Source organism: Streptomyces endocoffeicus (assembly GCF_016741935.1).
Lineage (GTDB): Bacteria > Actinomycetota > Actinomycetes > Streptomycetales > Streptomycetaceae > Streptomyces > Streptomyces endocoffeicus.
Genome location: NZ_JAERRG010000001.1, coordinates 1,084,416 through 1,107,988 on the forward strand (window position 1 = coordinate 1,084,416; position 23,573 = coordinate 1,107,988).

The following is a 23,573-nucleotide window of genomic DNA, read 5'->3' on the forward strand; positions in this document are numbered from 1 at the left end:
GACCATGAGACGGGTAATGGGAGATCGTCATGGCCGACCCCAAGGGTTTCCTCACCACACCCCGTCGCCTTCCGCCCCGGCGTCCGGTGGACGAGCGGGTGCGGGACTGGGACGAGGTTCCCGCGCCCGGCGGACTGCTGCCGATCATCAGCGCCCAGGCGGACCGCTGCATGGACTGCGGCATCCCGTTCTGCCACGAGGGCTGCCCGCTGGGAAACCTCATCCCGGAGTGGAACGACCTGGTCTCCCGGGACGACTGGCTGCGCGCGAGCGAGCGGCTGCACGCCACCAACAACTTCCCCGAGTTCACCGGCCGGCTGTGCCCGGCCCCCTGCGAGAGCGCCTGTGTGCTGGCCATCAACCAGCCGGCGGTCACCATCAAGAACGTCGAGGTGGCCATCGCCGACCGGGCCTGGGAGAGCGGCCAGGTGACCCCCAAGCCACCGGACCGGCTGAGCGGCCGCACCGTCGCCGTCATCGGCTCGGGGCCCGCGGGCCTGGCCGCGGCCCAGCAGCTCACCCGCGCGGGACACACCGTGGCGGTGTACGAGCGCGACGACCGGGCGGGCGGACTGCTCCGCTACGGCATCCCCGAGTTCAAGATGGAGAAGCGCCACCTGGACCGGCGGCTGGAGCAGATGTGCGCGGAGGGCACCAAGTTCCGTACCGGCGTGGACGTCGGCACCGATATGGACGCCGCCGAGCTCCGGGCGCGCTACGACGCGGTCGTGATAGCCGTGGGCGCCCGGTCCTGGCGCGAACTCCCCGTACCGGGAAGGGAGTTGGCGGGGATCCATCAGGCGATGGAGTATCTGCCGATGGCCAACCGGGTACTGGAGGGCGACTACGCCCGGCCGCCGATCACCGCCGAGGGCAGGCATGTGGTCATCGTCGGCGGCGGGGACACCGGCGCGGACTGTCTGGGCACGGTGCTGCGGCAGGGCGCCGCCTCCGTGACCCAGCTGGACATCCACCCCCGGCCCGGCGACGAGCGGACCGAGGGCGAGCCCTGGCCCACCTACCCCAAGATCTACCGGATGTCCGCCGCCCATGAGGAGGCGCGGGAGCTGGCGGCCGCTCCGGAGGCGGACGTGGACGCGCGGGTCTTCTCCGCGACCACGGTCCGCTTCGAGGGGACCGCACCGGACGCGGAACGGCCGCACGGCGGCGTCCGGGCGCTGCGTCTGATCGGGGCCCGTGCCGATGGGGAGTCCGGGCCGGGCACGGAGCGGGTGCTGCGGGCGGATCTGGTGCTGCTGGCCCTCGGCTTCCGCGGCCCGGAGCGGGACGGCGGGCTGCTGGACCAGCTCGGTCTCGAACTCGACGAGCGCGGCACCCTCGCCCGTGACGCGTCGTTCGCCACCGGCGCGGACGGGGTGTTCGTGGCGGGTGACGCGGGCCGTGGCCAGTCGCTGATCGTCTGGGCGATCGCCGAGGGCCGCTCGGCCGCGGCCGCCGTGGACCGCTATCTCGCGGGCTCCACGACGCTCCCGGCGCCGGTCGGACCGACCGACCTGCCGATGACGGCCTGACGACCGGCCTGCCCATGACGGCCTGACGGAGCGGCCTGACGATGACGGCCTGCCGATGACGGCCTGACGGAGCGGTGGCCGGGTGGCCGGAAACCCGCGCGGGCGGGGCGGGCCGCCTGCCGCGGGGGTGCGGCGCGGGCATAGTGTGCGTCCATGATCTCGCAATCCCCCCTCCTCACCGTGGCCGACGGTGTGCACATCTGGTCCCCGACCCCGAGCGCCGGCTGGGGTCTGGCCAACTGCGGTCTGATCGTCTCGCCCGACGGCCACGCCGCCTGGATCGACAGCCCCTACGACCGCCGGATGGCCGGTGAGTTCCTCGAACACAGCCGTGCCCTGCTGCCCGACGGGGGCCGGATCGAGCGAGTGATCGTCACCCATGCCAACGGCGACCACCTGTGGGGCGCGGAGGTCGTACCGGACGCGGAGATCGTGGCCACCCGCGAGGCGCTCGGCCACATCGAGTACGAGCCCTCGCCGCAGCAGCTGCACGGCCTGGTGCACGGCAGCGATCCGGCGACCCCGCTCGGCTGGTACCTCCAGCGGCACTTCGGGCGGTTCGACTGGTCCGCCACCGAGGTGGTCGAGCCGACGCTCACCTTCGTGGGCGAACTCGACCTGCGCGTGGGCCAGGTGCCGGTGCGGCTGTTCAGCCTGGAGTCCGCGCACACCGCGGGCGATCTGGTGGCGTATCTGCCGCGGCAGAAGGTGGCGTTCACCGGCGATGTCATCTTCGCCTCCGGTCCGCGGGACCCCGGCGACCACGCCGTGCACTGGGCGGGCCCGCTGGACAATGTGATCTCCGCGTGCGAGCGGGTGCTGGAGACCGGGGCCGAGGTGATCGTCCCCGGCCATGGCCCGATCCTCGACCGGGAGGGGGTCCGCGGCCACATCGGCTATCTGGAGCATCTGCGGGACCGCACCCGACAGCTGCACACGGCCGGGGTGCCGGCTCTGGAGGCCGCCCGCACCCTGATCGCCGAGAACACCTATCCGTCGCTGGGCCTGCCCGAGCGGCTGGTGATCACGGTGGGCTCGGAGTACCGGCATCTGAACGGTACGGAGGAGGCGGCGGATCTCGTGGCCACCATGGCCGACCTGGCCCAGGTGGCATGGGAGCGGCGCGAGGACGCGCCGACGGCCTCGGCCTGACCAGTTGGTCACCGCGGGGCGCGCGCCGCGGCCGGGATGTCCTGCTCGGTCCAGATGATCTTGCCCTGGCTGGTGTAGCGGGTGCCCCAGCGCTGGACCATCTGGGCGACCAGGAACAGCCCGCGTCCCCCCTCGTCGGTGATGGCGGCCCGGCGCAGATGGGGCGCGGTGGTGCTGCCGTCGGCGACCTCGCAGATCAGCGCCCGGTTGCGCAGCAGCCGCAGCCGTACGGGGCCCACCGCGTGCCGGACGGCGTTGCCGAGCAGCTCGCTGACCACCAGCTCGGTGGTGAAGGCGGCCTCCTCCAGGTTCCACTCGGCCAGGGTGCGGGCGACGGCCGCCCGCATCCCGGCCACGACCTCCGGGTCCGCCGGGAGGACCCACGAGGCCACCTGGCGCGCGTCCAGCGCGGTGGTACGGGCGATGAGCAGGCAGACGTCGTCGGTGCGGCGCGGCGAGAGCAGGGCGGCCAGCACGGTGTCGCAGGCCCGCTCCGGGTCGGGGTCGGCATCGGTGAGGGCGTCCCGCAGCTGGTCGAGCCCGGTCTCGATGTCCCGTTCGCGGTCCTGGACCAGCCCGTCGGTGTAGAGGACGAGGCGGCTGCCCTCGGGCAGCTCCGTCTCGGCCGCCTCGTAGAGCCGTCCGGCGAGCCCCAGCGGCGGGCCCGCGGGCAGGTCGAGGAAGGTCACCGAGCCGTCGGGGTGGACCAGGGCCGGGGGCGGATGGCCGGCCCGCGCCAGGGTGCAGTGCCGGGAGACCGGGTCGTAGACCGCGTACAGACAGGTGGCCCCGGCGGCCCCGGCGCCGCCGCCCGTGACGGTCTCCTCCCGGTCGAGCTGGTCGACCACGTCGTCGAGCCGGGCGAGCAGCTCGTCGGGGGGAAGGTCCACGACGGAGAAGTTGCGCACGGCGGTGCGCAGCCGGCCCATGGTCGCGGCGGCGTGCACTCCGTGGCCGACGACATCGCCGACGACGAGGGCGACCCGGGCCCCGGACAGCGGAATGACGTCGAACCAGTCGCCCCGCACCCCGCCGGGGGCGGGCAGATAGCGCTGGGCGGCCACGACGGCCTGCTGCTCGGGGCGGCCGCGCGGCAGCAGGCTCTCCTGGAGGGCCAGGGTGGTGGCGTGCTCGCGCGCGTAGCGGCGGGCGTTGTCGATGGCGACGGCCGCCTGACCGGCCAGCTCCTCGGCGAAGGTCCGGTCCTCCTCGTCGAACGGTGGAGTGTCCCCCGAGCGCCAGAACGCCGCCTGGCCCAGCCGGACGCCGCGCCCGCTGAGCGGCACGGTCAGCAGCGAGTGGATGCCGTACTCCAGCACCCACCCCAGCCGCTCCGGGTCCTGGGGCGTCCAGTCGGGGTGGGACGACAGCTCGCCGACGGCGAACACGCGCGCCCGGCCGGTGCCACCGGCCCGCTGGGTGACGGGGAAGGACGACACCCGCTCGCCGACCCGGCGCAGCGGGGGATCCTGCCGGATGCCGGTGAAGGCGGCCCGGCGCAGCGGCGAGTCCCGGCCGCCCGGCTCCCCGCCGCCCAGGACGGCCTCGTGCAGATCGACGGTGGCGTAGTCGGCGAAGCGCGGCACGGCGACCCGGGTCAGTTCCTGGGCGGTGCCTTCCATGTCGAGGCTGCTGCCCACGCGGACACCGGCCTCGTACAGCAGCCGGAGGCGTGCGTAGGCCCGGTCGGCCTTGTCCGTCAGGGCGCTCAGCTCGGTGGTGTCCCGCAGGGTGGCGACGCTGCCCCAGGGCTGTCCGCCCCGTTCCGCCGGGCGCTGGTTGACCGCCAGCAGCCGGTTCCCGACCTCGTACACCTCGTCGGTGGCCTCGCGGCCGGAGGCGAGCAGCCCGGCGAGCTCCGGGGGCAGGCCGACGTCGGTGATCCGCCGTCCGTGCGCGTCGGGTGCGAGGCCCAGCAGGAGCAGCGCCTCGTCATTGGCGAGCAGCAGCCGCCCCTCGTCGTCGACGATCAGCACCCCCTCCCGGACCGAGCGCAGCACGGCGTCATGGTGTTCGTACATCCTGGTGATCTCGGCGGGGCCGAGCCGGTGGGTCTGGCGCCGCAGCCGCCGGGCCACGAGCGCCGCGCCGCCCGCGCCCAGGAGGAGGGCGAAGGCCGTGGAGCCGTAGATCACGGGCAGTTGACGGCTGACCGTGCGGGCCACGGAGGGGATGGAGACCCCGGCGTTGACGATGCCGATCACCCGGCCCCGGGCGTTGGTGACCGGCACGGCGGCCCGGATCGAGGGGGCCGGGCGGGTGATGCCCGGGGTCTTGTCGGTGAAGGCCCGGCCCACCGTGGCCGGGTAGAGGCCGCGGTCGACGCGCTTGCCGATCATCTTCGGGTTCGGATGGCTGCAGCGGATGCCCCGTGGGGTGGTCACCACGATGTAGTCGACACCGGTTCGCCGACGGACCTTCTCGGCGTAGGGCTGGAGGGTCCTGGCGGGGTCGCGGGACTCCAGCGCCCGCTGGACGCCGGGGGCGACCGCGACGGTCTGTGCGACGGTCAGCGCACGGCCCCGGGCCTGCTTGTCCCGGCTGCCGCGCGCCTGGAGGGACAGCGTGGCCCCCGCGGCGAGCACCAGGAGCGTCACGATGATCAGCATCAGGGCGAACACCTGCCCGCCGACACTGCGCGAGCCCAGCGCCGAGCGCACTCTCACATGCTCTGTCTAACGCACTTCCGCGGGTCTCACACCTGGTGGCGGCCGGGGTGGGAGCATCCGCGGTCAGAAATTGATCATGTGTCCGGCGAGCCCGTGGACGGCCTCCTTCACCGCCTCGCTGAGGGTCGGATGGGCATGGACATTGCGGGCCACCTCGTGCACGGTGAGATCCCACTGCTGGGCGAGGGTGAGCTCGGGCAGCAGCTCGGTGACCTCGGGGCCGATGAGATGGCCGCCCAGCAGCTCGCCGTGGCGGCCGTCGCCGATGAGCTTCACGAAGCCGACGGGGTCGCCGAGCCCCTGGGCCTTCCCGTTGGCGGTGAACGGGAACTTCGCCACCCGGACGTCGAAGCCGCGCTCCCGCGCCTGGGCCTCGGTCCAGCCGAAGCTGGCGATCTGCGGCTGGCAGAAGGTGGCGCGCGGGATCATCACATAGTCGAGCTCCATGGACTCCGCCCCGGCGATGGTCTCCGCCGCGACGATGCCCATGGCCTCGGCGGCGTGCGCCAGCATCAGCTTGGCGGTGACGTCGCCGATGGCGAAGATATGCGGCACATTGGTGCGGCACCGGCCGTCGATGCCGATGGCGCCCCGCTCGGTCAGCCGGACGCCGGTGTGCTCCAGCCCGTATCCGTCCACCCGCGGCCGGAACCCGATGGCCTGGAGCACCCGGGCGGCCTGGAGGGTCTGCCGCTGGCCGCCGGTGGTCACCATGACCTTGACCGCGGGGCCCGCGTCGTTGATCGCCTCCACCCGGGTGGAGGTCAGGATGTTGATGCCGAGCCTGCGGAAGCGCCGGGTGAGCTCGGTGGAGACCTCCTCGTCCTCCAGGGGCACGATCCGGTCCATGAACTCCACCAGCGTCACCTGCACCCCGTAGCTGTGCATGATGTACGCGAACTCCACGCCGATGGCGCCCGCGCCCGCGATCAGGACGCTGCCGGGCAGGGTGGGCGAGAGGATCTGCTCCTCGTAGGTCACCACCCGCTCGCTCAGGGAGGTGCCGGGCAGCAGATTGGTGATCGAGCCCGCGGCGATGACGCAGTGGTCGAAGGTGAGCGCCTCCGTACCGCCGCCGGAACGGGTGATCGTCATGTCGTGCGGTCCGGTGAAGCTGCCCCGCCCCTCGAACTGGGTGATCTTGTTCTTCTTCATCAGATAGTGGACGCCCTTGACCCGTCCGTCGGCCACCTTGCGGCTGCGCTCGAACGCGTCCCGGTAATCCACGGTGACATCGCCGTTCACCCGGATGCCGAAGTCCTTGGCCTCGTGGATGAACAGATGGGCCAGCTCGGCGTTGCGCAGCAGGGCCTTGGACGGGATGCAGCCCACGTTCAGGCAGACACCGCCCCAGTAGCGTTCCTCGACCACGGCCGTGGTCAGGCCCAACTGGGCGGCGCGGATCGCGGCGACATAGCCACCCGGTCCGGCTCCCAGGACCACCACGTCGAAATGTGCGCTCATGCGTCGCACCTTAGACATTAGAGTCGGGGTATGGCTTCAGACGAGGGGTCCGTACGGGTGGACAGCTGGATCTGGTCCGTGCGGCTGACGAAGACGCGCTCCATGGCGTCCTCGGCCTGCCGCGCGGGGCACGTCCGGGTCAACGGCGAGCGCGTCAAGCCCGCGCACACGGTGCGGTCCGGAGACGAGGTGCGGCTGCGCCATGCGGGGCGCGACCGGATCGTGGTCGTCTCGCGCATCGTGCGCAAGCGGGTCGGGGCGCCGGTGGCGGTGGAGTGCTACGTCGACAACAGCCCGCCGCCGCCTCCGCGCGAGCACACCGTGCCGATCGGGCTGCGCGACCGCGGGACGGGCCGCCCCACCAAGCGCGACCGGCGCGAGATGGAGCGGCTGCGCGGTACGCCCGGGGAGCCCGGCTGAGGCCCGGTCAGTCCGCGGTGATGCGCACGGGGCCGCCGTGTGCGTCGGCCCCGGCGATCCAGCCGGCGGGCAGGTGGAACGGCCGGTTGGGCACCGCCGTGTGAGGAAGGCGCCCGCGGTGCAGCGTCCGGCCGTCCTGGCCGACGGTGAGCACCGGCCGGGTCAGGAACCGCGTGGTGCGCAGGGTGAACCGGCCGCGCGGCGGACGGGGCCCGTCCGGGGTGAGCCGGTTGGGTGAGATCCACAGCAGCGGCGCCTCGACCAGCACGGGCAGCGGTCCCGGGGTCCATGGCGCACCCGCGAGATGGCGCAGTACGGGCGCGGCGGCGAACCGGCCGTCGAGGGCGGCGATATCGGCGGTCTCGACCGGGTGCAGCAGATTGCCCACGGCGAAGACCCCGGGTTCGCCGGTGCGGAACTCGGCGTCGGTGGCCGGGCCCCGGGTGCCGGGGTCGAGGGCGATCCCGGCGCTTCTGGCGAGCTCGTGGTCGGGGATCCAGTCGCCGGTGAACACCACGGTGTCGCAGCCGATGGCCGCGGTCCTGCCGTCCCGGTGCCGCAGCCGTACGCTCTCCAGCCGCGTCCGGCCGGTCAGTTCGGCCACGGTGGCGTCGGTGACCAGCGGAACGCCCTGGCGCAGCCGGGTGCCGAGGTGGCGCGCCGGGTGGGTCTGGTGGCGGGGCTGGTCGGTGACCATGGCGGCGACCTCGGCCCCGGCCCGGCGCAGGGTGGCCACCGCGGAGTAGCTGACCCGTTCCGCGCCGACGATGACGGCGCGGCGGCCGACGCTCTGGTGGTGCACATGGACGGCCTGCTGCAACTGCCCGGTGGTGAAGACACCCGCCGGCCGGGTGCCGGGCACCAGCCGGGCACTGCGCGGGCGTTCCCGGGCACCGGTGGCCAGGACGACGGCCGTGGCGGTGATCCGCTCCAGGCCGGTCGGGCCGGTGATGTCCACGGTCCGCGGTGCCGCCCAGCCGGTGGCCGTGACTCCGGTGCGCAGCACGGCCCCGGCGCGGATGGCGGCGGCGATGTGGTGGCGGGCGTAGTCCGGTCCGGTCATCACCCGGCGCAGATCGCGCAGTCCGAATCCGGTGTGGTCGCAGTGGCGGGGGATGCCGCCCGCGCGCTGTTCGCGGTCGAGGACCTCGACCCGGTCCACCCCGGCGGCGGCCAGCCGCGCGGCGACCGCGAGTCCGGCCGGTCCGGCCCCGATGACCAGCACGTCGACGGTGCGGTGAGTACGGTCGGTGGGGGTCATCGCCGGGCCTCCGTCCGGTCCTGGGCCGCGGTGGCCGCCTCGAACTGGGCGCGCACCGCGGCGCCGCAGAAGAATCCCTGGCAGCGCCCGGCCAGGGCCCGGGTGCGGCGCCGTAGACCGTCCAGCGAGGCCGGTGGCACGGTGGCGGTCAGCGCGTCGCGGATCTCGCCCCGGGTGACGCGTTCGCAGTGGCAGACCACAGTGCCGTAGGCGGGGTCGGCGGCGATGAGGTCGGCGCGCTGGTAGGGGCGCGGAAACGCCTCGCCGATGGTGGGCATCCGCACGGGCTCGATCTCCCGCTCGGGCCCGGGGTCCAGCCCGCAGTCGATGAGCAGTTCCGTCACCTGCGCGGCGATCGCCATGGAGGCGGTGAGCCCGGTGGAGCGGATGCCGCCCACGGCGACATACCGCCGTCCGGGGTCGGCGCGGATCTGGTAGTCGCCGTGCTCGGTGGCGGCGCGCAGTCCGGCGTAGACGGCGGTGACCTCCTCCTCCAGCAGTTCGGGCAGGATCCGCGCGCCCTTCTCGCGGAGCGAGGCCAGTCCGTCGGCCGACGATCCGGTGGCGGTCTTGTCGTCGAGGTCCTCGGCGGTGGGGCCGAGCATCACATTGCCGTACACGGTCGGCGACACCAGTACGCCCTTGCCGAGCGCGGTGGGCACCGGCAGCAGGATGTGGTCGACCAGGCCGCGGGCGAACTTGTCGAAGACGATGAGCTGGCCGCGGCGTGGGGTCACGGTGAACTCCTCGTGGCCGAGCCGCCGGTTGATCTCGTCCGAGTGCAGCCCCGCGGCGTTCACCAGGTGACGGGTGCGCAGCACCCCGCGCGGGGTGGCGATCTCGTGGTGGTCCGGGCCGGTGGTGATGGCTCCGGCCGGGCAGTTCAGATGCAGGGCGACGCCCGCGCGGACCGCCTGGGTGGCGTAGGCGAGCGTCGTCGTCCAGGGGCAGATGATGCTCTCGCCGGGGACTTCGAGCGCGCCGAGGGCGCCGGGTCCCAGGTGGGGTTCGCGGGCGTGGACCGCCTCGGCATCGAGGATGGCCGTCTCGTGGTAGCCGTTGCGGGCGGCCTTCTCGGCGAGTGCCGGCAGCGCGGCGAGCTGTTCCCCGTCCCAGGCGACGAGGAGCGCGCCGAGCGGTTCGAGCGGGATGCCGGTCTCGGCGGCGTAGGCGGTCAGCCGCTGGTAGCCCTCGCGCACCAGGCGGGCCTCCAGGGTGCCCGGGGTGGCGTCGAAGCCGGTGTGCAGGATCGCGGTGTTGGCCTTGGAGGTGCCGTTGCCGACGTCGTTCGACGCCTCGACCAGGGCGATCCGCAACGCGTACCGGGCCAGTTCGCGGGCGATGGCGGCGCCGACCGCCCCGGCGCCGATGATGGCCACGTCGTAGACCTCGTCGGGGAGGTCACCCGTGGTCGTAACGGTCATGCTGGTCCCTTGCTCGGTGGTGGACACGGCTCCTGGTGCGCGGGCGGTCTCAGTCGTGGGTGGCGGCCGGCGGCGCTTGGTCCAGCAGCGCGGCCACGGCCGAGCGGAAGGCGGCCAGCCGCTCGGCGGCCCGCTCCGCGCCGATCCGCGGTTCGTAGACGGCGGCGGGCTCCCACGCGGGGACCGCCTCCTCGACCGTCAGGCCCGGGTCGAGCCCCATTCGCGCGGCGGCGCCCACGCCCAGCGCCGTGACATCCGGCAGCGCGGACACCTCCACCGGCCGCTGCAGCAGATCGGCCTGGGTCTGCATCAGCAGCGCCGAGCGGGTCAGTCCCCCGTCGACCCGCAGGACGGTCAGCGGCGCGCCCAGGTCGGAGGCGGCCGCCTCGGCGATCTCCACGACCTGGGCGGCGATGCCCTCGCACAGGGCGCGCACCAGATGTCCGGCGGTGGTGTCGAGGCCGAGCCCGGTCAGCGAGCCCTTGAGGTCGCCGCGCCACCACGGCGCGGCGAGTCCGGCGAGCGCCGGTACGAAGGTGACTCCCCCGGTGTCGGGCACGGTTCCCCCGACCGGGTCGAGGTCCTGGGGCCCCTGTATCACCCCCAGGTCGCTGAGCCAGCGCACCGCGGAGGCGGCGGTGTACACCTGCCCGTCCAGGCAGTAGCTGGTGCGCCCGCCGAACCGCCAGGCCACACAGGAGACCAGGCCGTGGGGGCCGCGCCGGGGCCGGTCGCCGGTCTGGGCGAGGAGGAAGGCGCCGGTGCCGTAGGTGCACTTGGCGGTGCCCGGTTCGGTCACCCGCTGCGCCAGCAGGGCGGCCTGCTGGTCGACGAGGAGTCCGGTGAGCGGGACCTCGCCGCCGAAGGCCGTGGTGGTGCCGACCGGCCCGGCGGCGTCGACGACGCGCGGCAGCCGTTCGGCGGTCAGCCCGTACAGGTCCAGCGCCTTCGGGGACCAGGCGACCCGGTCGAGGTCGAGCAGCCCGGTGCGCCCGGCGGTGGCGGCGTCGGTGACGAACGCGCCGGTGAGCCGGTGGACCAGCCATACGTCGCTGGTGGTGACCACGCCCTCGCCGGTCAGATGGCGCCGGATCCAGGCCATCTTGGGCGCCGCGAAGTACGGGTCGAGGGGCAGGCCGGTGAGTTCGCGCAGCGTCTCGGCGTGCGGCGCGAGCCGCTCGCACACCGTGTGGGCCCGCCGGTCCTGCCAGACCAGCGCGTCCGTCAGCGGCTCTCCCGTGACGGGGTCCCAGGCCAGTACGGTCTCGCCCTGGTTGGCCAGCCCGACCGCCATGACCGGCTCCCCCGCGGCCGCGAGGGCCTGGCGTCCGGCCTCGAGGACCGAGGTGAGCAGCGCGGCCGGATCGACCTCGACCAGTCCGCCGGGCAGATGGCGGGGCCGTACGGGCACCTCGGCGGAGCCGATCACCCCGCGCTCCGGGCAGAGCACCAGCGCCTTGGTGCCCGAGGTGCCTTGGTCGATGGCGAGGACCGGGCCGGTCGCGGGGTCGGCCGGGGTGCGGTGGCGACGCTCTGCAGGCAGCATGTCCGGTTCTTCGCTCGGGGCGGGCGGATCGCTTCGGGTTCGGACGGGCGGATCGCTTCGGGTACGGGGGGCGGTGCGCTCGCGGGACGGAGCGCGGAGATCTTGCCGGAAAGCCTGGTGCAGGCGCGGGGCGGGCGTCAAGACGGCCCGTTCGGGCATGGACCGGAGTCCCCCGTTCCCGAATCGTTGCACCAGGACTATAAGATCCCTGCAACCATCCCCCAGGCCCCTCGTTTTCCCACGTCCGGTACGTCAGCTCCGTACGAAAGTCATCCGATGCCCGAGGAAGAGTTCCGCCCCGTGTACCACCCCGCGGGCTATGACGGCGGGCTGCGCGTGGCGCTGCAGGATCTGCGCACCGGACGCTGGATATCGATGCGCAATCTGCTCGCGGAGACCCCCACCTGGTCGCTGTGGACCCAGCGCACCCAGGTGCTGGCCACGGCCGCCGCCGGCTCCAACGTGGTGGACGCGTGGCGGACCGAGGAGCCGCAGAGCGTGGCCGCTCTGGTGATGCACACCCGGGTCGGGGTGGAGCGCGCGGTGCGCGCACACCGCGAGCGGCACCCCCGCACCCGGGAGCTGTGGCGGGAGGCGTGGCAGGCCTGCCAGCTGGCCGCGCACCACTCCCCGGCCGATCCGGTGCCCTGGGTGTGTCTGCTGGCCCTGGCCCAGTTGGACAAGGAGCAGCGGCAGGAGGAACACCGGGTGGCCCCGCCCGGTCCACTGCTGTTCCCGGGCCCCTGGGGACTGCTGGCGGAGGCCGACCGGCGCGATCCGCACAACCGCGAGGCGTACCACCGGATGCTGCAGTTCGTGTACGCCCGGCGGGCCGGGGGTTCGCTGGCCGAGGCGGTCAACTTCGTGCAGTGGGTGGTCTCGGGCGCGCCCAAGGGGTCCGCGCTGCAGGTGCTGCCGCTGTACGTCCATGTCGAGCGGTACCGCGAGGAGCGGGGCTACGAGAAGGCGCTCGACCTTCACTGGGCCACCGAGGACGCCACCCGGGACGCGAGGAACGCGCTGCTCGGCTGGTTCGACCACGCGGATGTCACGACGAGTTCCCTGCTCGATCTCAACCATCTGGCACACGCCCTGTGGGGCGCGCTGCTGTTTCCCGACGCGGCCCGCGTCTTCGAGACGCTGGGGCCGTACTTCACCCCGCTCCCCTGGGCCTACCGCACCCGCGACGCCGCCGACCGCGCCCTTGCTGAAGAAATGTTTCTTCGCGCCCGGGTCCGCTCGCTGGCCGGCGCCCGTGGGCCAAGACCCGGGGCCGGCGGCTGAGCCGAATTCCCCCCACCTGTACCACCCCTCGCCCGCCCCAGCATTCGGAGGTACATTCATGTCCACGGCCTGGTCGAGTCCAAGTCCCGCCCCCCACCGGGACGATGAACAGCGGCTGCGTGAGCTCGGCTATCAACCCGTCCTGGCCCGCCGGATGGGCGGCTTCGGCAATTTCGCCATCAGTTTCTCGGTCATCTCCATTCTCTCCGGATGCATGACGCTGTACGGCTTCGGGCTGGACACCGGAGGCCCCGCGGTGATGATGTGGGGCTGGGCCGGAGTGGGGCTCTTCGTCCTCTGCGTCGGGCTCGCTCTGGCGGAGGTGACCAGCGCGTACCCCACCTCGGGAGCGCTGTACTACATGGCCGACCGGCTGGGCGGACCGACCTGGGGCTGGTACACCGGCTGGCTCAATCTGCTGGGGCTGCTCGGGGCCATCGCCGGAATCGACTACGGCGCCGCCCTGTTCACCGGTGCGCTCTTCAACCTCCAGTGGGGATTCGATCCCACACCGGAATCGACCATGCTCATCTTCGTCTGCATTCTGCTGCTGCACGCGGCGCTGAATCTGTTCGGAGTGCGGCTGGTGAGCGTGCTCAACTCGGTCAGTGTGTGGTGGCATCTGGCGGGCGTGGCCATCATCGTCGGCGCACTGACGATCGTGCCCTCCCACCACCAGTCGCCCGAATTCGTCTTCACCGAATTCGTCAATAACACCGGCTGGTCGAATCCGCTGTATGTGACCGCGATCGGACTGCTGCTCGCCCAGTACACCTTCTCCGGCTACGACGCCTCGGCACATCTGTCCGAGGAGACCTCCAACGCCTCCGTCTACGCCGCCCGGGGGATCGTCCGCTCCATCTGGGTGTCCTGGGTGGCCGGGTTCGTACTGCTGGCCGGGCTCACCTTCGCCATCCAGGACTACGCCGGTACGCAGGGCAGCGCCACCGGGGTGCCGCCGGCGCAGATCCTGATCGACGCCCTGGGCACGGGCGGCGCCACCGCGATGCTGCTCATCGTCATCGTGGCACAGCTGTTCTGCGGGAACGCCGAGGTGGCGGCGGCCAGCCGGATGGTGTTCGCCTTCAGCCGGGACGGGGCGCTGCCGGGCTCGCGGCTGTGGCAGCGGGTCAGTTCGCGTACCCAGACGCCGGTGCACGCGGTCTGGCTGGCGGTGGCGGTGGCGGGTCTGCTGGCCCTGCCGTCCCTGTACTCCGAAACCGCCTACGGCGCGGTGACCGCCATCAACGTCATCGGGATCACGCCCGCCTACGCCATCCCCGTCTTCCTGCGGCTGCGCGCCGGGGACCGGTTCCAGCCGGGCCCGTGGAACCTGGGCCGCTGGAGCAAGCCGGTGGGCTGGATCGCGGTGGTGTGGGTGGCGGTGGTGACGGTGCTGTTCTGTCTGCCGCAGTCCAGCCCGGTGACGGTGGACTCGATGAACTACGCCTCGATCGCGCTGGCCGTGGTGCTGCTGCTGGCCACGATCTGGTGGTTCGTGGCCCGCCGCTCGTACAACACGCCGTCCGCGTACGGCACGGCGCGTGAGCAGGCGGAGATCGCCGAAGGCATCGTCTGAAAGTTCTTCGTATGCGTGAAGCCGGGTGTGGAAGGGCTTCCGCACCCGGCTTCAACGGCTCATCCGGAACGGCGCAGCGACTCGGCCGGAGGCCTCTCGCGGCCCGCGCCGTAGGCGAGGAAGTACGCGGGCGCCCGCTTCAGCCAGGGCGCCTTGGTGAGCACCTCGGCCAGCCGCAGCGGCTCCCCTCCGGCGGCCGGTGAACGTCCCTGCAGCAGCGGCCCGATGACCCGTGCGTGGGCGATCCGCTGCAACCCCTGCGTCGCGACGGTGGTCGGCCACCGGCGGCGCTGGACGGCGCGTACGTCGGCGAGGCCCACGGTGCCCTCGCGCAGTGGCCCGGCCAGATGGCGGGCGGCGGCGACCGCGTCCTCGACGGCGAGGTTGATGCCGATCCCGAACACGGGCGACATCGCGTGGGCCGCGTCCCCGATGCACAGCAGTCCGGGGCGGTGCCAGCGGCGGAGCCGGTCCATCCGTACGTCCAGCAGCTTCACCTCGTCCCAGGACCGCGGGCCCGGCGCACGGTCGGCCGATCCCCGCCGCATCCATGGGGTGGCCTCCGTGAACGCGGCGAGGAACCGGTCGAGGCCTTTGGCCCGGCATTCGGCGTCGGCCCCCTTGGGGATCAGGGCGGCGCACTGCCAGTAGTCACCACGGTCGATCATCGCGGTGAGGAAGCGCTCCCCGACGTTGGCCACCAGCCCCTGGGGGTCGCTCTCCTCGCGCGGCAGCCGGAACCACCAGACGTCCATCGGGCAGGCGAACTCCTGGAGTCCGAGCTCCGGCAGGTCGCGGGCGAGCGATCCCCGGCCGTCGCAGGCCACGGTGAGGGTGGCGCGCAGCTCGCCGGTGGAGCCGCTCGCGCGGTCGCGGTAGCGCACTCCGGTGACCCGTCCGCGCTCCATGAGGAAGGAGGTCACCTCGGTGTTCGTCCGCAGTCGGAAGGTGGGTTCCCGCTTGGCCTCGTCCGCCAGCAGATCGAGCAGATCCCACTGCGGCACCATCGCCACGTAGTTGTACTTCCCCGGCAGTGAGCCGATCTCGCCGACCGTGAACAGCTCGCCGCCCCGTCCTATGGGCAGCTGGACGGAGTGCACATGCCGCTGCGGCAGGGCCGCGAACCGGTCGGCGAGGCCCAGGTCGTCCAGGAGCCTGAGGGTACTGGGGTGCACCGTGTCGCCGCGGAAGTCGCGCAGGAAGTCCCCGTGCTTCTCCAGGACGGTGACCTCCACCCCGGCCCGGGCGAGCAGCAGCCCGAGGACCATCCCGGCCGGCCCGCCGCCCACCACACAGCATGTGGTCCGCTCCATCTCATGGCTCCCTTCGACATCCCCGAGGCCATGGGCACCCTCTCAGGACGGTTTACCCCGCGGCGCCACGCCACACCGGCGCCGCGGGGGCTCCGGGGCCTCCGGTTCACGATCGGCTTGAATCTTCCCGGGCCCGCGTCCGTATCCCCGCGTGATGGTGTGGGGCGTATAAGGAGGTCTGTATGGCAGCCGAACCCGATCCGGACCGACCAGCCGGGCGTCAGGTGATCGAGCCGACCGCCATCTTCCCCGCGACGTCGGAGTACGACGATGCCCCGGAGGGGCCGGTCGAGGGGTGGATGGAGGAGCTCGACCTCTTCCGGCCGCCGGGCACCGAGCTGCCGCCCGAGGCGCCGCCCATGGCGGATGACGACACCCAGGAGATGGCGGGCGGCCCCTCCGCGGCCGACGCCTGGCCCCCGCAGGAGGCACCGCCCGCGCCAGAGCAACCGCCCGCGCCGCCCGCCCCGGCCGGGCGGCGCCGCCCCGGCGCCGCCCTGCTGGTGCTGGCCGGGCTCGGTGCGGGCGTCGCCCTCTCGCTGGTGGTGATGGTGGTGGACCGGGACTCGGCGTCCGGCGCGGCCGAGGGCGGCGCGTCCGCCAAGCCGACCGCGCCCACCGCGCCCGCGACCTCCGGCGCGCCGCAGACGCCGAGCGCCCCCGCCTCGCAGGGCCCGGACGACCAGTTGCCGCCGCCGGGCGACCCGGGCGATGTGCTGACCCTCGGGAGCACCGGCCCGGAGGTCACCGAGCTCCAGAAGCGGCTGCTGCGGATCCCGAACGTGTATCAGGACGGGCAGGTCAACGGCCAGTACGACCAGACGCTGGCCCAGGCCGTATCCCGGTTCCAGGTGTGGTACGGGATCCGGGGCGACGCGAACGGGGTGTACGGGAGCGCCACCCGGCGCGGTCTGGAGTCGCGCACCTGACGCCACGGCCGGAGGCGGACCGGGGCGGGGTGGGGCGGGACAGGGTGGGGCGGGGTGCCATCAGGTGGCGCCGAAGACCTGGGTCCAGTACGTGCCCGCGCGGCTGCCGGTGGCATGGCCGACGCCGATGTGGGTGAAGTCGGGCTTCAGGATGTTGGCGCGGTGGCCCGGGCTGTTCATCCAGCCGCGCACCACCTCCTCCGGGGAGCGCTGGCCGCACGCGATGTTCTCGCCGATGCCGCGGTGGGTGGCCCCGGCGGTCCGGGCCCGGTCCCAGGGCTGATGCCCTTCGGGACCGGTGTGGGAGTAGAAGTCGCGGGCCACCATGTTGTCGCTGTGCGCCTGCGCGGCGGCCGTCAGCCGCGGGTCCGGGGCGAGGGGCGCGAGCCGGGCTGCGGCGCGCTCCGCGTTGGTGAGGGCGATGACCTCGGAGGCCAGGCGCAGCAACCCGTCCGGGGTGAACGGCCGGGCCCATACCGCCGTCCAGTAGACGTCCCCGGTGGTGGGGCCGTCGGCCCGGCCGATGCCCAGGTGGACGAGGGCCGGATCGTGGAACGGGCCCCGGCGCTCGGCGCCTTCGAGGCAGTAGTCCACGAACTCCCGTGGAGTGCGCGGCCCGGAGACGATGTGCTCGGCGACGGTCAGCGGGCGGTATCCGTGCGCGGCGATCCGGTGGAAGAGCGAGGTCCCGTCCGGGCTCTCCAGCGCCAGCGCACCGTGGGCGGCCATGGCCCGGGCGTGCGCCTCGGCGGCCGCGGTCAGCCGTCCGTCGAGGGCCACGGGCGCGGCCCCGGCCCGCGCCCGCACCGCGTTCACCGCGTCGAGGGCCTGCCGCGAGGCCCCGTCGGCGGGGGCAGGGGCGGCGGTCGCCGGGGCGGGAGGCACGACCGGAGGCACGAGAGGCATGGGAGGCACGGGCGCAGGAGGCGCGGACGCGGGAGGCGCGAGTGCGGGGGACGCGGGTGCGAGGGACGCGGGGGCGGCGGCGGCTCCGTCGTCGGCGACGTCGACGCCGAAGTCCCGGGCCACACCGGCCAGCCCGTCGGCGTACCCCTGGCCGATCGCCCGAACCTTCCAGCCGCCGCCACGGCGGTAGACCTCGGCGAGCAGCAGCACCGTCTCCCGCGAGGGGCGCGGCGGGGCGAACCGGGCCAGCGGCGACCCCCGCTCGTCCAGGACGCTCAGCACGGGCGCCGGAAGCCGCCCCAGCGGGGTGCCCGGGTCGGCCGGGCTGATGACGAGGGTGACCCGGGCGGCGCCGGGCCGCAGCGCCCCCGGCCGCAGAGTGACGGTGTCGCCGTCCAGCCGGGCGCCGGGCGCGCTGGGCTGGTTGAAGAAGACGAAGTCGCCGTCGCCCGCGACCTTTCCGTCCTCGCCGGTGATCAGCGCGGACAGGTCGAACGGACCCGGCACCCGGATGGTCAGGGCGCCGTCGGGCAGCGCCTGGTTCCCGCCGGGCACCAACTCGCCCATGTCCGCTCCTCACCGCCGCCGCGTATCCGGAGGCAACGCGTCATGAGGGGCAACGCCCGGGCGCCCCCGGCGGTTCCGGCGGGCGCCCCGGCGGTGTGGCGGCGGTCAGACCGGCACCGCGACGTACTTGTACTCCAGGAACTCGTCGATGCCGACGCGGCCGCCCTCGCGTCCGAGCCCGGACTGTTTGACGCCGCCGAAGGGGGCCGCGGGGTTGGAGACCAGTCCGGTGTTGAGGCCGACCATGCCGACCTCGAGCCGCTCGCTCACCCGCAGCGAGCGGTTGAGGTCCTGGGTGAACACATAGCCCACCAGACCCCATTCGGTGTCGTTGGCGGTGGCGAGGGCCTCGTCCTCGTCGTCGAAGGTGAGCACGGCCGCGACCGGCCCGAAGATCTCGGTCTCCATCAGCCGGCTGGCCGGGGAGACACCGGTGAGCACCGTGGGCGGGTAGAAGCAGCCGGGGCCCTCGGGGGTGCTGCCGCCGACCAGGACCTCGGCGCCGCGCGCCACGGCGTCCGCGACCAGCTCCTCGACCTTGGTACGCCCCGCCCGGTCGATGAGCGGCCCGACCTGGACACCGGGGCGGCTGCCGGGGCCGACCTCCAGCGCGCCCATGCGGCGGGCCAGCCGGTCGGCGAACTCGGCCGCCACGGAGGAGTGGACGAAGAAGCGGTTGGCCGCCGTGCACGCCTCGCCCATGTTGCGCATCTTGGCGGTCATGGCGCCCTCGACCGCGACGTCGAGGTCGGCGTCCTCGAAGACGATGAAGGGGGCGTTGCCGCCGAGTTCCATGGAGGTGCGGACCACCGCGGACGCGCTCTGGGCGAGCAGGGTACGGCCGACCTGGGTGGAGCCGGTGAAGGAGAGCTTGCGGATGTGTCCGCCGGTGAGCAGCGGCTCCACGACCTCTCCCGCGCGGGAGGTGGTGACCACGTTGAGCACCCCGGCCGGAAGCCCCGCCTCTTCCAGGATTCCGGCGAGCGCCAGGCTGGACAGCGGGGTCTGCGGGGCGGGCTTGAGCACCATGGTGCAGCCCGCGGCGATCGCCGGGCCGATCTTGCGGGTGCCCATGGCCAGCGGGAAGTTCCACGGCGTGATGAGCAGACAGGGGCCGACCGGGCGGCGCATCAGCAGCATGCGGTTCTTGCCGTCCGGCAGCGTGGAGAACCCGCCCTCGACGCGCACCGCCTCCTCGGAGAACCAGCGGAAGAACTCCGCGGCGTAGGCCGCCTCTCCGCGCGCCTCGGCCAGCGGCTTGCCCATCTCGGCCGTCATCAGCGCGGCGAGCGCGTCGGCCCGCTCCATGATCAGCTCATAGGCGCGGCGCAGGATCTCGCTGCGTGCGCGGGGCGCGGTGGCCGCCCACTTCTCCTGGGCCTCCTCGGCCGCGGCCAGGGCGCGCTGCCCGTCGGCGGGGGCGGCGTCGGCGACGTCGCACAGCACCTCACCGGTGGCCGGGTCGTCGACCGGCATGGTCTGGCCGCCCGCCGCGTCGGACCACGCCCCGGCGATGTAGAGCTGTTTGGGCACCGCGGCGAGGACCTCGGCGGCCGAAGGGTACGAGGGGGTGGACATAGGGGCAATCTCCTATCGGACCGCCGCCGGTCCGAGGGGTTCGGACCGGCGGGCGGATCGGGCTCCCGTGGGTGATGTGCGGTGCGCGTCAGGAGTCCGCTGTTCCGGCGCTGACGGCGGCGGACCAGGCGCGCAGACCCTCGTCGATCGCCGCTTCGTCGACGACGAGGGCGGGGATCATCCGGACCACATGGTTCCAGGCGCCGCACAGGAGCAGCAACAGCCCTTCGTCCACGGCGGCGCGCTGCACCCGGGCCGCGGTCGCCGGGTCCGGCTCGCCGTCGGCGGTGACGAACTCGCTGGCCAGCATGAGGCCGAGGCCGCGCACATCGCCGATGGCGGGGGTCTTGGCGGCCACGTCCTCCAGACCGCTGCGCAGCCGCGCCCCCATGGCCTCGGCGTTGGCCACGAGGTTCTCCTCGCGGACCACGTCCAGGGTGGCGACGGCCGCCGCGCAGGCCACGGCGTTGGCGCCGTAGGTGCCGCCCTGGGAGCCGGGCCAGGCCTTGTTCATCAGCTCCTCGGAGGCGGCGATGCCGGACAGTGGGAAGCCGCTGGCCAGCCCCTTGGCGGTGACCAGGATGTCGGGGCGGATGCCGAAGTGGTCATGCCCCCAGAACCGTCCGGTGCGGCCCACCCCGGTCTGCACCTCGTCCAGGATCAGCAGGAAGCCATGGCGGTCGGCCCGCTCCCGCAGGCCCCGCAGGAACCCCTCGGTGGCGGGCACATAGCCGCCCTCGCCGAGCACCGGTTCGACGATGATCGCGGCGGTGTCGTCGGGCGGGGAGATGGTCTGCAGGACGTAGTCCAGCTCCCGCAGGGCGAACCGGGTCGCGGTCTCCTCGTCCCAGCCGTAGCGGTAGGCCGTGGGGAACGGGGTCACCACGACGCCGCTCATCAGGGGGGAGAAACCGGACCGGAAGCGGGTTCCGGAGGTGGTCATGGAGGCGGCGGCCACGGTGCGGCCGTGGAATCCGCCGTGGCAGACCAGGACGTTGGGCCGGCCGGTGGCCTGGCGGGCCAGGCGCAGGGCCGACTCCACGGCCTCGCTGCCGGAGTTGCTGAAGAACAGACTGTCGAGGCCCGCGGGGAGCACCTCGCCCAGCTTTTCGACCAGCCGCCGCAGCGGCGGGTGCATCACGGTCGTGTACTGGCCGTGGATGAGGGTGCCCACCTGCTCCTGGGCGGCGGCGACGACCCGCGGATGGCAGTGCCCGGTGCTGGTGACGCCGATGCCCGCGGTGAAGTCGAGGTATCGCCGACCGTCCTCGCCGTCGACGTAGGCGCCCTCTCCGCGGACGGCGACCACCGGAGTGGCTTGACGGAGCTGCGGCGACAGATTGGTCATGTTCTCTCCCACACCCACGGATCGACGATGCGCTCGGACACTTCGAGGGTGAGGGGGCGGACCCGGTCAGGACAATGATCACTGTGTCGCGGGGTGGTGATCGCTATGGACGATCTGTCAACGACCCCGGGGACGGTCCCTGTCAAGAGGCCGGCCGGGATCGTGGTTGCGTTCGGCGTACGGGCTTGCCAGAGTGAGCCGCATGAACGGCTCGGGCGGCACCGCGTACGACGCTGCCGGACGGCCGCTGACCCGGCCCGCCGAACCCCCGCGGATCCCGGGGCGTCCGCCGCTCGGCCTCTCCGAGGTGCTGCGGCTTCCGGTGCTGGCCGCCGGGGCACCGGAGGTGGTCTCCGGCCATGGGCAGCTGGACCGGCCGGTCCGCTGGGTCCACATCACCGAGCTGCTGGACCCGGCGTCCTTCCTCAAGGGCGGGGAGCTGGTGCTGACCACCGGGATGCCGCTGCCCGAGGATCCGGCGCTGGTCCGCCGGTATGTCGACGAGCTCGCGGACGTCGGCGCCGCCGGGCTGGTCATCGAGCTGGTGCGGCGCTACCACCGGCCGCCCTCGGAGCTGGTCCGGGCCTGTCTGGCGCGGGACTTCCCGCTCGTCCTGCTCTCGCGGACGGTGAACTTCGTGGAGGTCACCCAGGTGCTCCACTCCCTGATCGTCGGCAGTCAGGTGGAGAGCCTGCGCCGGGCCCAGGACGTCCATGACACCTTCACCGCGCTGACCCTGCGCGGCGCCGGGCCGGAGGAGGTGGTGGACATGGCCGCCGAGATGAGCGGGCACCCCGTGGTGCTGGAGAACCTGGTGCACCAGGCCGTCATCTGCGGTTCACCGGGGCGCGGGGTGGAGGGGGCGCTGACCGGCTGGGAGCGGCGCTCGCGCGCCACGCCCTCACCCGACCGGACCGGGCTGAGCGGTCCGGAGGACTGGCTGGTGACCGCGGTGGAGTACCGGGGCGAGCGATGGGGGCGGCTGCTGATGCTCCCGGACGGGGCCCGGGACCCGGCGGTCGGCCCCGAGGACGCGATGGTCCTGGAGCGCACCGCCACGGCCCTGACCATCGCCCGGCTCACCCATCACACCCGCTGGGAGCGGCGGGCCCAGCGCACACTGCTGCTGGACCTGGTGGAGCAGCGCTGCCGCTCCAGGGGCGAGGCCCGGGCCAGGGCCGAGGCGCTGGGCGTGCCGGTCGCGGGCCGCCGGCTGATGGTGGTGCTGGTCAGCCCCGGGCCCGGCGCCGGGGAGACGACCGAGCTGGAGGACCGGCTGACGGACGAGCTGGGGGCCGCCGGGGCCGCCGTACTGGTCGGCGCGGTGCCCGGTGACCACATAGGGGTGCTGTTGGCCCTCACCGCCGCCACGCCCTGGCGGCCGCTGGTGGAGCGGCTGAGCCGGTCGGTGCGGGAGTTCCGGCCGGACGCCGTGATCAGCGTCGGCTCGGAGGTGTCGGACCTGTCGCAGACCGCCCGGTCGTTCCAGCAGGCGGCGCGGGTCGCGGACGCCGCCGTTCCGGGGACGCCGGACAAGGCGTTCCACGAGCTGTCCGACATCGGGCTGCGGCAGTTGCTGTACGCGCTGCGCGGCGATGTGCGGCTCCAGGAGTTCGTGGAGCGGCAGTTGGGACGGCTGGTGGACTACGACGAGCGGCATGGCACCGATCTGCTGCCGGTACTGCACACCTTCCTGGACGCGGCGGGCAACAAGACGGTGGCCGCCAAGCGCGCGAATCTGTCCCGGCAGGCGTTCTACCAGCGGCTGCACTCGGTGGAGCGGGTGCTGGGCTGCGATCTGGAGTCGGGTGAGCAGCGCACCCAGCTCCATGTGGCGCTCACCGCCTTCCGTCTGCTGCGGCTGTCCCGGGGCCCGGCCTCGTCCTGAGACGGCGACGCGCCACGGCCGGCCCGGATCGAATCCGGGCCGGCCGTGGCGCGTTCGTGGACTTCCGCGGCGCGGGGGTCATTTGACGAAGTCGTCGACGACCTTCGGTGGCCAGCAGCCGACGTTGAGCACGCCGATGGAGTAGGCGCGGGAGACGAGGGCCGCGCGGTTGGGCACCCGCAGCTTCCGCAGCAGCCGAGTCACGTGGTACTCGACACCCTGCCGGCTGAGGTAGAGCCGGGAGGCCAGGGGGATGGTGGAGAGCCCGGCAGCGATGCCCTCCAGGATGCGCGCCTCGGTCTCGGTGAGGAGCTTCTTACGGTCGGTGACCATGTCCACCTCCTCGCCACCCGCCGTGGGACGCATCACCACGAGGATCGACGCCACATGGGCGGTGCCCTCGCGCACCGCCACGGCGGTGAGCCCGCTGGTGAAGGCGGCCCCCTCGGCCCCGATGGCCACCACATGGGTGGTGAACCGGTGGCGGGAGCCGTCGAGGAGCCGGGTGAACTGCCGCTTCAGCGCCTGTCGGACGCTGGGGTGGACAAGGTCACTGAAGTCACGGCCGCACACGTCCGAGGCGGCGTCGTCGAACTGCCGGAAGAATTCCCGGTTCGCCTGCTGGACGATGAGCGACGGGTCGAGACAGACGACACACGCCCCTGGCTGATCGAACTGGCGCAATAGATCCGTGTACTCGGTCTGCTCGTGTC

17 protein-coding genes are annotated in these 23,573 nt (G+C 73.3%); 7 read left to right on the forward strand and 10 right to left on the reverse strand.

What is annotated here, in order from left to right; genetic code table 11:
• Positions 1 to 29: 29 nt before the first annotated feature.
• Positions 30 to 1,532 (forward strand): glutamate synthase subunit beta, encoded by a 1,503-nt coding sequence (locus JK364_RS04245; RefSeq protein ID WP_201847618.1) that lies wholly within the window; start codon positions 30 to 32, stop codon positions 1,530 to 1,532.
• A gap of 153 nt (positions 1,533 to 1,685) precedes the next feature.
• Positions 1,686 to 2,684, forward strand: coding sequence for an MBL fold metallo-hydrolase (locus JK364_RS04250; RefSeq protein WP_201847620.1), 999 nt, complete (start codon positions 1,686 to 1,688; stop codon positions 2,682 to 2,684).
• Between the two features lie 8 nt (positions 2,685 to 2,692).
• Here the strand turns inward: JK364_RS04250 and JK364_RS04255 are convergent, their stop codons facing one another.
• Entirely contained in the window at positions 2,693 to 5,350 is a 2,658-nt protein-coding gene (locus JK364_RS04255) for a SpoIIE family protein phosphatase (protein WP_307841145.1), read from the reverse strand.
• Positions 5,351 to 5,416: 66 nt separating this feature from the next.
• Positions 5,417 to 6,817 carry a dihydrolipoyl dehydrogenase gene (gene lpdA, locus JK364_RS04260; RefSeq protein ID WP_201847622.1) on the reverse strand — a complete coding sequence of 467 codons (1,401 nt, stop codon included), beginning with the start codon at positions 6,815 to 6,817 and terminating at the stop codon, positions 5,417 to 5,419.
• Positions 6,818 to 6,847: 30 nt separating this feature from the next.
• On the opposite strand from lpdA, the gene JK364_RS04265 reads away from it, so the two are divergent.
• A complete protein-coding gene (locus JK364_RS04265) occupies positions 6,848 to 7,237 on the forward strand; it encodes an RNA-binding S4 domain-containing protein (RefSeq protein WP_201847624.1) in 390 nt (129 codons plus the stop codon).
• Positions 7,238 to 7,244: 7 nt separating this feature from the next.
• Here JK364_RS04265 and JK364_RS04270 read toward each other — a convergent pair whose 3' ends face one another.
• Genes JK364_RS04270 through JK364_RS04280 form a run of 3 tightly spaced genes read right to left on the reverse strand, consistent with a single transcriptional unit; the run spans position 7,245 to position 11,468 of the window.
• Entirely contained in the window at positions 7,245 to 8,498 is a 1,254-nt protein-coding gene (locus tag JK364_RS04270; RefSeq protein WP_201847626.1) for an NAD(P)/FAD-dependent oxidoreductase, read from the reverse strand.
• Positions 8,495 to 9,922 (reverse strand): NAD(P)/FAD-dependent oxidoreductase, encoded by a 1,428-nt coding sequence (locus JK364_RS04275; protein WP_201847628.1) that lies wholly within the window; start codon positions 9,920 to 9,922, stop codon positions 8,495 to 8,497. Before JK364_RS04275 ends, JK364_RS04270 begins: the two co-directional genes overlap by 4 nt.
• Before the next feature lie 49 nt (positions 9,923 to 9,971).
• Positions 9,972 to 11,468, reverse strand: coding sequence for an FGGY family carbohydrate kinase (locus JK364_RS04280; RefSeq protein ID WP_201847630.1), 1,497 nt, complete (start codon positions 11,466 to 11,468; stop codon positions 9,972 to 9,974).
• Between the two features lie 276 nt (positions 11,469 to 11,744).
• Between JK364_RS04280 and JK364_RS04285 the strand changes: the two genes are divergently transcribed.
• Positions 11,745 to 12,752 (forward strand): hypothetical protein, encoded by a 1,008-nt coding sequence (locus JK364_RS04285; RefSeq protein WP_201847632.1) that lies wholly within the window; start codon positions 11,745 to 11,747, stop codon positions 12,750 to 12,752.
• Between the two features lie 58 nt (positions 12,753 to 12,810).
• Positions 12,811 to 14,331, forward strand: a complete 1,521-nt coding sequence (locus JK364_RS04290) for an amino acid permease (RefSeq protein ID WP_201847633.1) — start codon at positions 12,811 to 12,813, stop codon at positions 14,329 to 14,331.
• 59 nt (positions 14,332 to 14,390) lie between these two features.
• Here JK364_RS04290 and JK364_RS04295 read toward each other — a convergent pair whose 3' ends face one another.
• Positions 14,391 to 15,644 carry an FAD-dependent oxidoreductase gene (locus JK364_RS04295; protein WP_201847635.1) on the reverse strand — a complete coding sequence of 418 codons (1,254 nt, stop codon included), beginning with the start codon at positions 15,642 to 15,644 and terminating at the stop codon, positions 14,391 to 14,393.
• A gap of 182 nt (positions 15,645 to 15,826) precedes the next feature.
• Between JK364_RS04295 and JK364_RS04300 the strand changes: the two genes are divergently transcribed.
• The gene (locus JK364_RS04300) at positions 15,827 to 16,573 is read left to right on the forward strand and encodes a peptidoglycan-binding domain-containing protein (RefSeq protein ID WP_230991296.1); all 747 of its coding nucleotides are present in this window, start codon (positions 15,827 to 15,829) and stop codon (positions 16,571 to 16,573) included.
• Positions 16,574 to 16,633: 60 nt separating this feature from the next.
• Here the strand turns inward: JK364_RS04300 and JK364_RS04305 are convergent, their stop codons facing one another.
• The 3 genes from JK364_RS04305 to JK364_RS04315 form a co-directional block, all read right to left on the reverse strand.
• Positions 16,634 to 18,046 (reverse strand): CAP domain-containing protein, encoded by a 1,413-nt coding sequence (locus JK364_RS04305; RefSeq protein ID WP_201847637.1) that lies wholly within the window; start codon positions 18,044 to 18,046, stop codon positions 16,634 to 16,636.
• Positions 18,047 to 18,151: 105 nt separating this feature from the next.
• The gene (locus JK364_RS04310; RefSeq protein ID WP_201847639.1) at positions 18,152 to 19,624 is read right to left on the reverse strand and encodes an NAD-dependent succinate-semialdehyde dehydrogenase; all 1,473 of its coding nucleotides are present in this window, start codon (positions 19,622 to 19,624) and stop codon (positions 18,152 to 18,154) included.
• Positions 19,625 to 19,712: 88 nt separating this feature from the next.
• Positions 19,713 to 20,972, reverse strand: coding sequence for an aspartate aminotransferase family protein (locus JK364_RS04315; RefSeq protein WP_201847641.1), 1,260 nt, complete (start codon positions 20,970 to 20,972; stop codon positions 19,713 to 19,715).
• Between the two features lie 202 nt (positions 20,973 to 21,174).
• Here JK364_RS04315 and JK364_RS04320 point away from each other — a divergent pair, with 202 nt between their 5' ends.
• The gene (locus JK364_RS04320) at positions 21,175 to 22,860 is read left to right on the forward strand and encodes a PucR family transcriptional regulator (RefSeq protein WP_201847643.1); all 1,686 of its coding nucleotides are present in this window, start codon (positions 21,175 to 21,177) and stop codon (positions 22,858 to 22,860) included.
• A 78-nt stretch (positions 22,861 to 22,938) separates the two neighbouring features.
• On the opposite strand, the gene JK364_RS04325 is transcribed toward JK364_RS04320, so the two are convergent.
• A complete protein-coding gene (locus tag JK364_RS04325) occupies positions 22,939 to 23,544 on the reverse strand; it encodes a helix-turn-helix transcriptional regulator (protein ID WP_201847645.1) in 606 nt (201 codons plus the stop codon).
• Between the last annotated feature and the right edge of the window lie 29 nt (positions 23,545 to 23,573).

Excerpts from the sequence above, each read along its gene's own strand:
- JK364_RS04245 (WP_201847618.1), top strand. The coding sequence starts at position 30 with ATGGCCGACCCCAAGGGTTTCCTCACCACACCCCGTCGCCTTCCGCCC.
- JK364_RS04250 (WP_201847620.1), top strand. The coding sequence starts at position 1,686 with ATGATCTCGCAATCCCCCCTCCTCACCGTGGCCGACGGTGTGCACATC.
- lpdA (WP_201847622.1), bottom strand. The coding sequence starts at position 6,817 with ATGAGCGCACATTTCGACGTGGTGGTCCTGGGAGCCGGACCGGGTGGC.
- JK364_RS04265 (WP_201847624.1), top strand. The coding sequence starts at position 6,848 with ATGGCTTCAGACGAGGGGTCCGTACGGGTGGACAGCTGGATCTGGTCC.
- JK364_RS04270 (WP_201847626.1), bottom strand. The coding sequence starts at position 8,498 with ATGACCCCCACCGACCGTACTCACCGCACCGTCGACGTGCTGGTCATC.
- JK364_RS04275 (WP_201847628.1), bottom strand. The coding sequence starts at position 9,922 with ATGACCGTTACGACCACGGGTGACCTCCCCGACGAGGTCTACGACGTG.
- JK364_RS04280 (WP_201847630.1), bottom strand. The coding sequence starts at position 11,468 with ATGCTGCCTGCAGAGCGTCGCCACCGCACCCCGGCCGACCCCGCGACC.
- JK364_RS04285 (WP_201847632.1), top strand. The coding sequence starts at position 11,745 with ATGCCCGAGGAAGAGTTCCGCCCCGTGTACCACCCCGCGGGCTATGAC.
- JK364_RS04290 (WP_201847633.1), top strand. The coding sequence starts at position 12,811 with ATGTCCACGGCCTGGTCGAGTCCAAGTCCCGCCCCCCACCGGGACGAT.
- JK364_RS04295 (WP_201847635.1), bottom strand. The coding sequence starts at position 15,644 with ATGGAGCGGACCACATGCTGTGTGGTGGGCGGCGGGCCGGCCGGGATG.
- JK364_RS04300 (WP_230991296.1), top strand. The coding sequence starts at position 15,827 with ATGGCAGCCGAACCCGATCCGGACCGACCAGCCGGGCGTCAGGTGATC.
- JK364_RS04305 (WP_201847637.1), bottom strand. The coding sequence starts at position 18,046 with ATGGGCGAGTTGGTGCCCGGCGGGAACCAGGCGCTGCCCGACGGCGCC.
- JK364_RS04310 (WP_201847639.1), bottom strand. The coding sequence starts at position 19,624 with ATGTCCACCCCCTCGTACCCTTCGGCCGCCGAGGTCCTCGCCGCGGTG.
- JK364_RS04315 (WP_201847641.1), bottom strand. The coding sequence starts at position 20,972 with ATGACCAATCTGTCGCCGCAGCTCCGTCAAGCCACTCCGGTGGTCGCC.
- JK364_RS04320 (WP_201847643.1), top strand. The coding sequence starts at position 21,175 with ATGAACGGCTCGGGCGGCACCGCGTACGACGCTGCCGGACGGCCGCTG.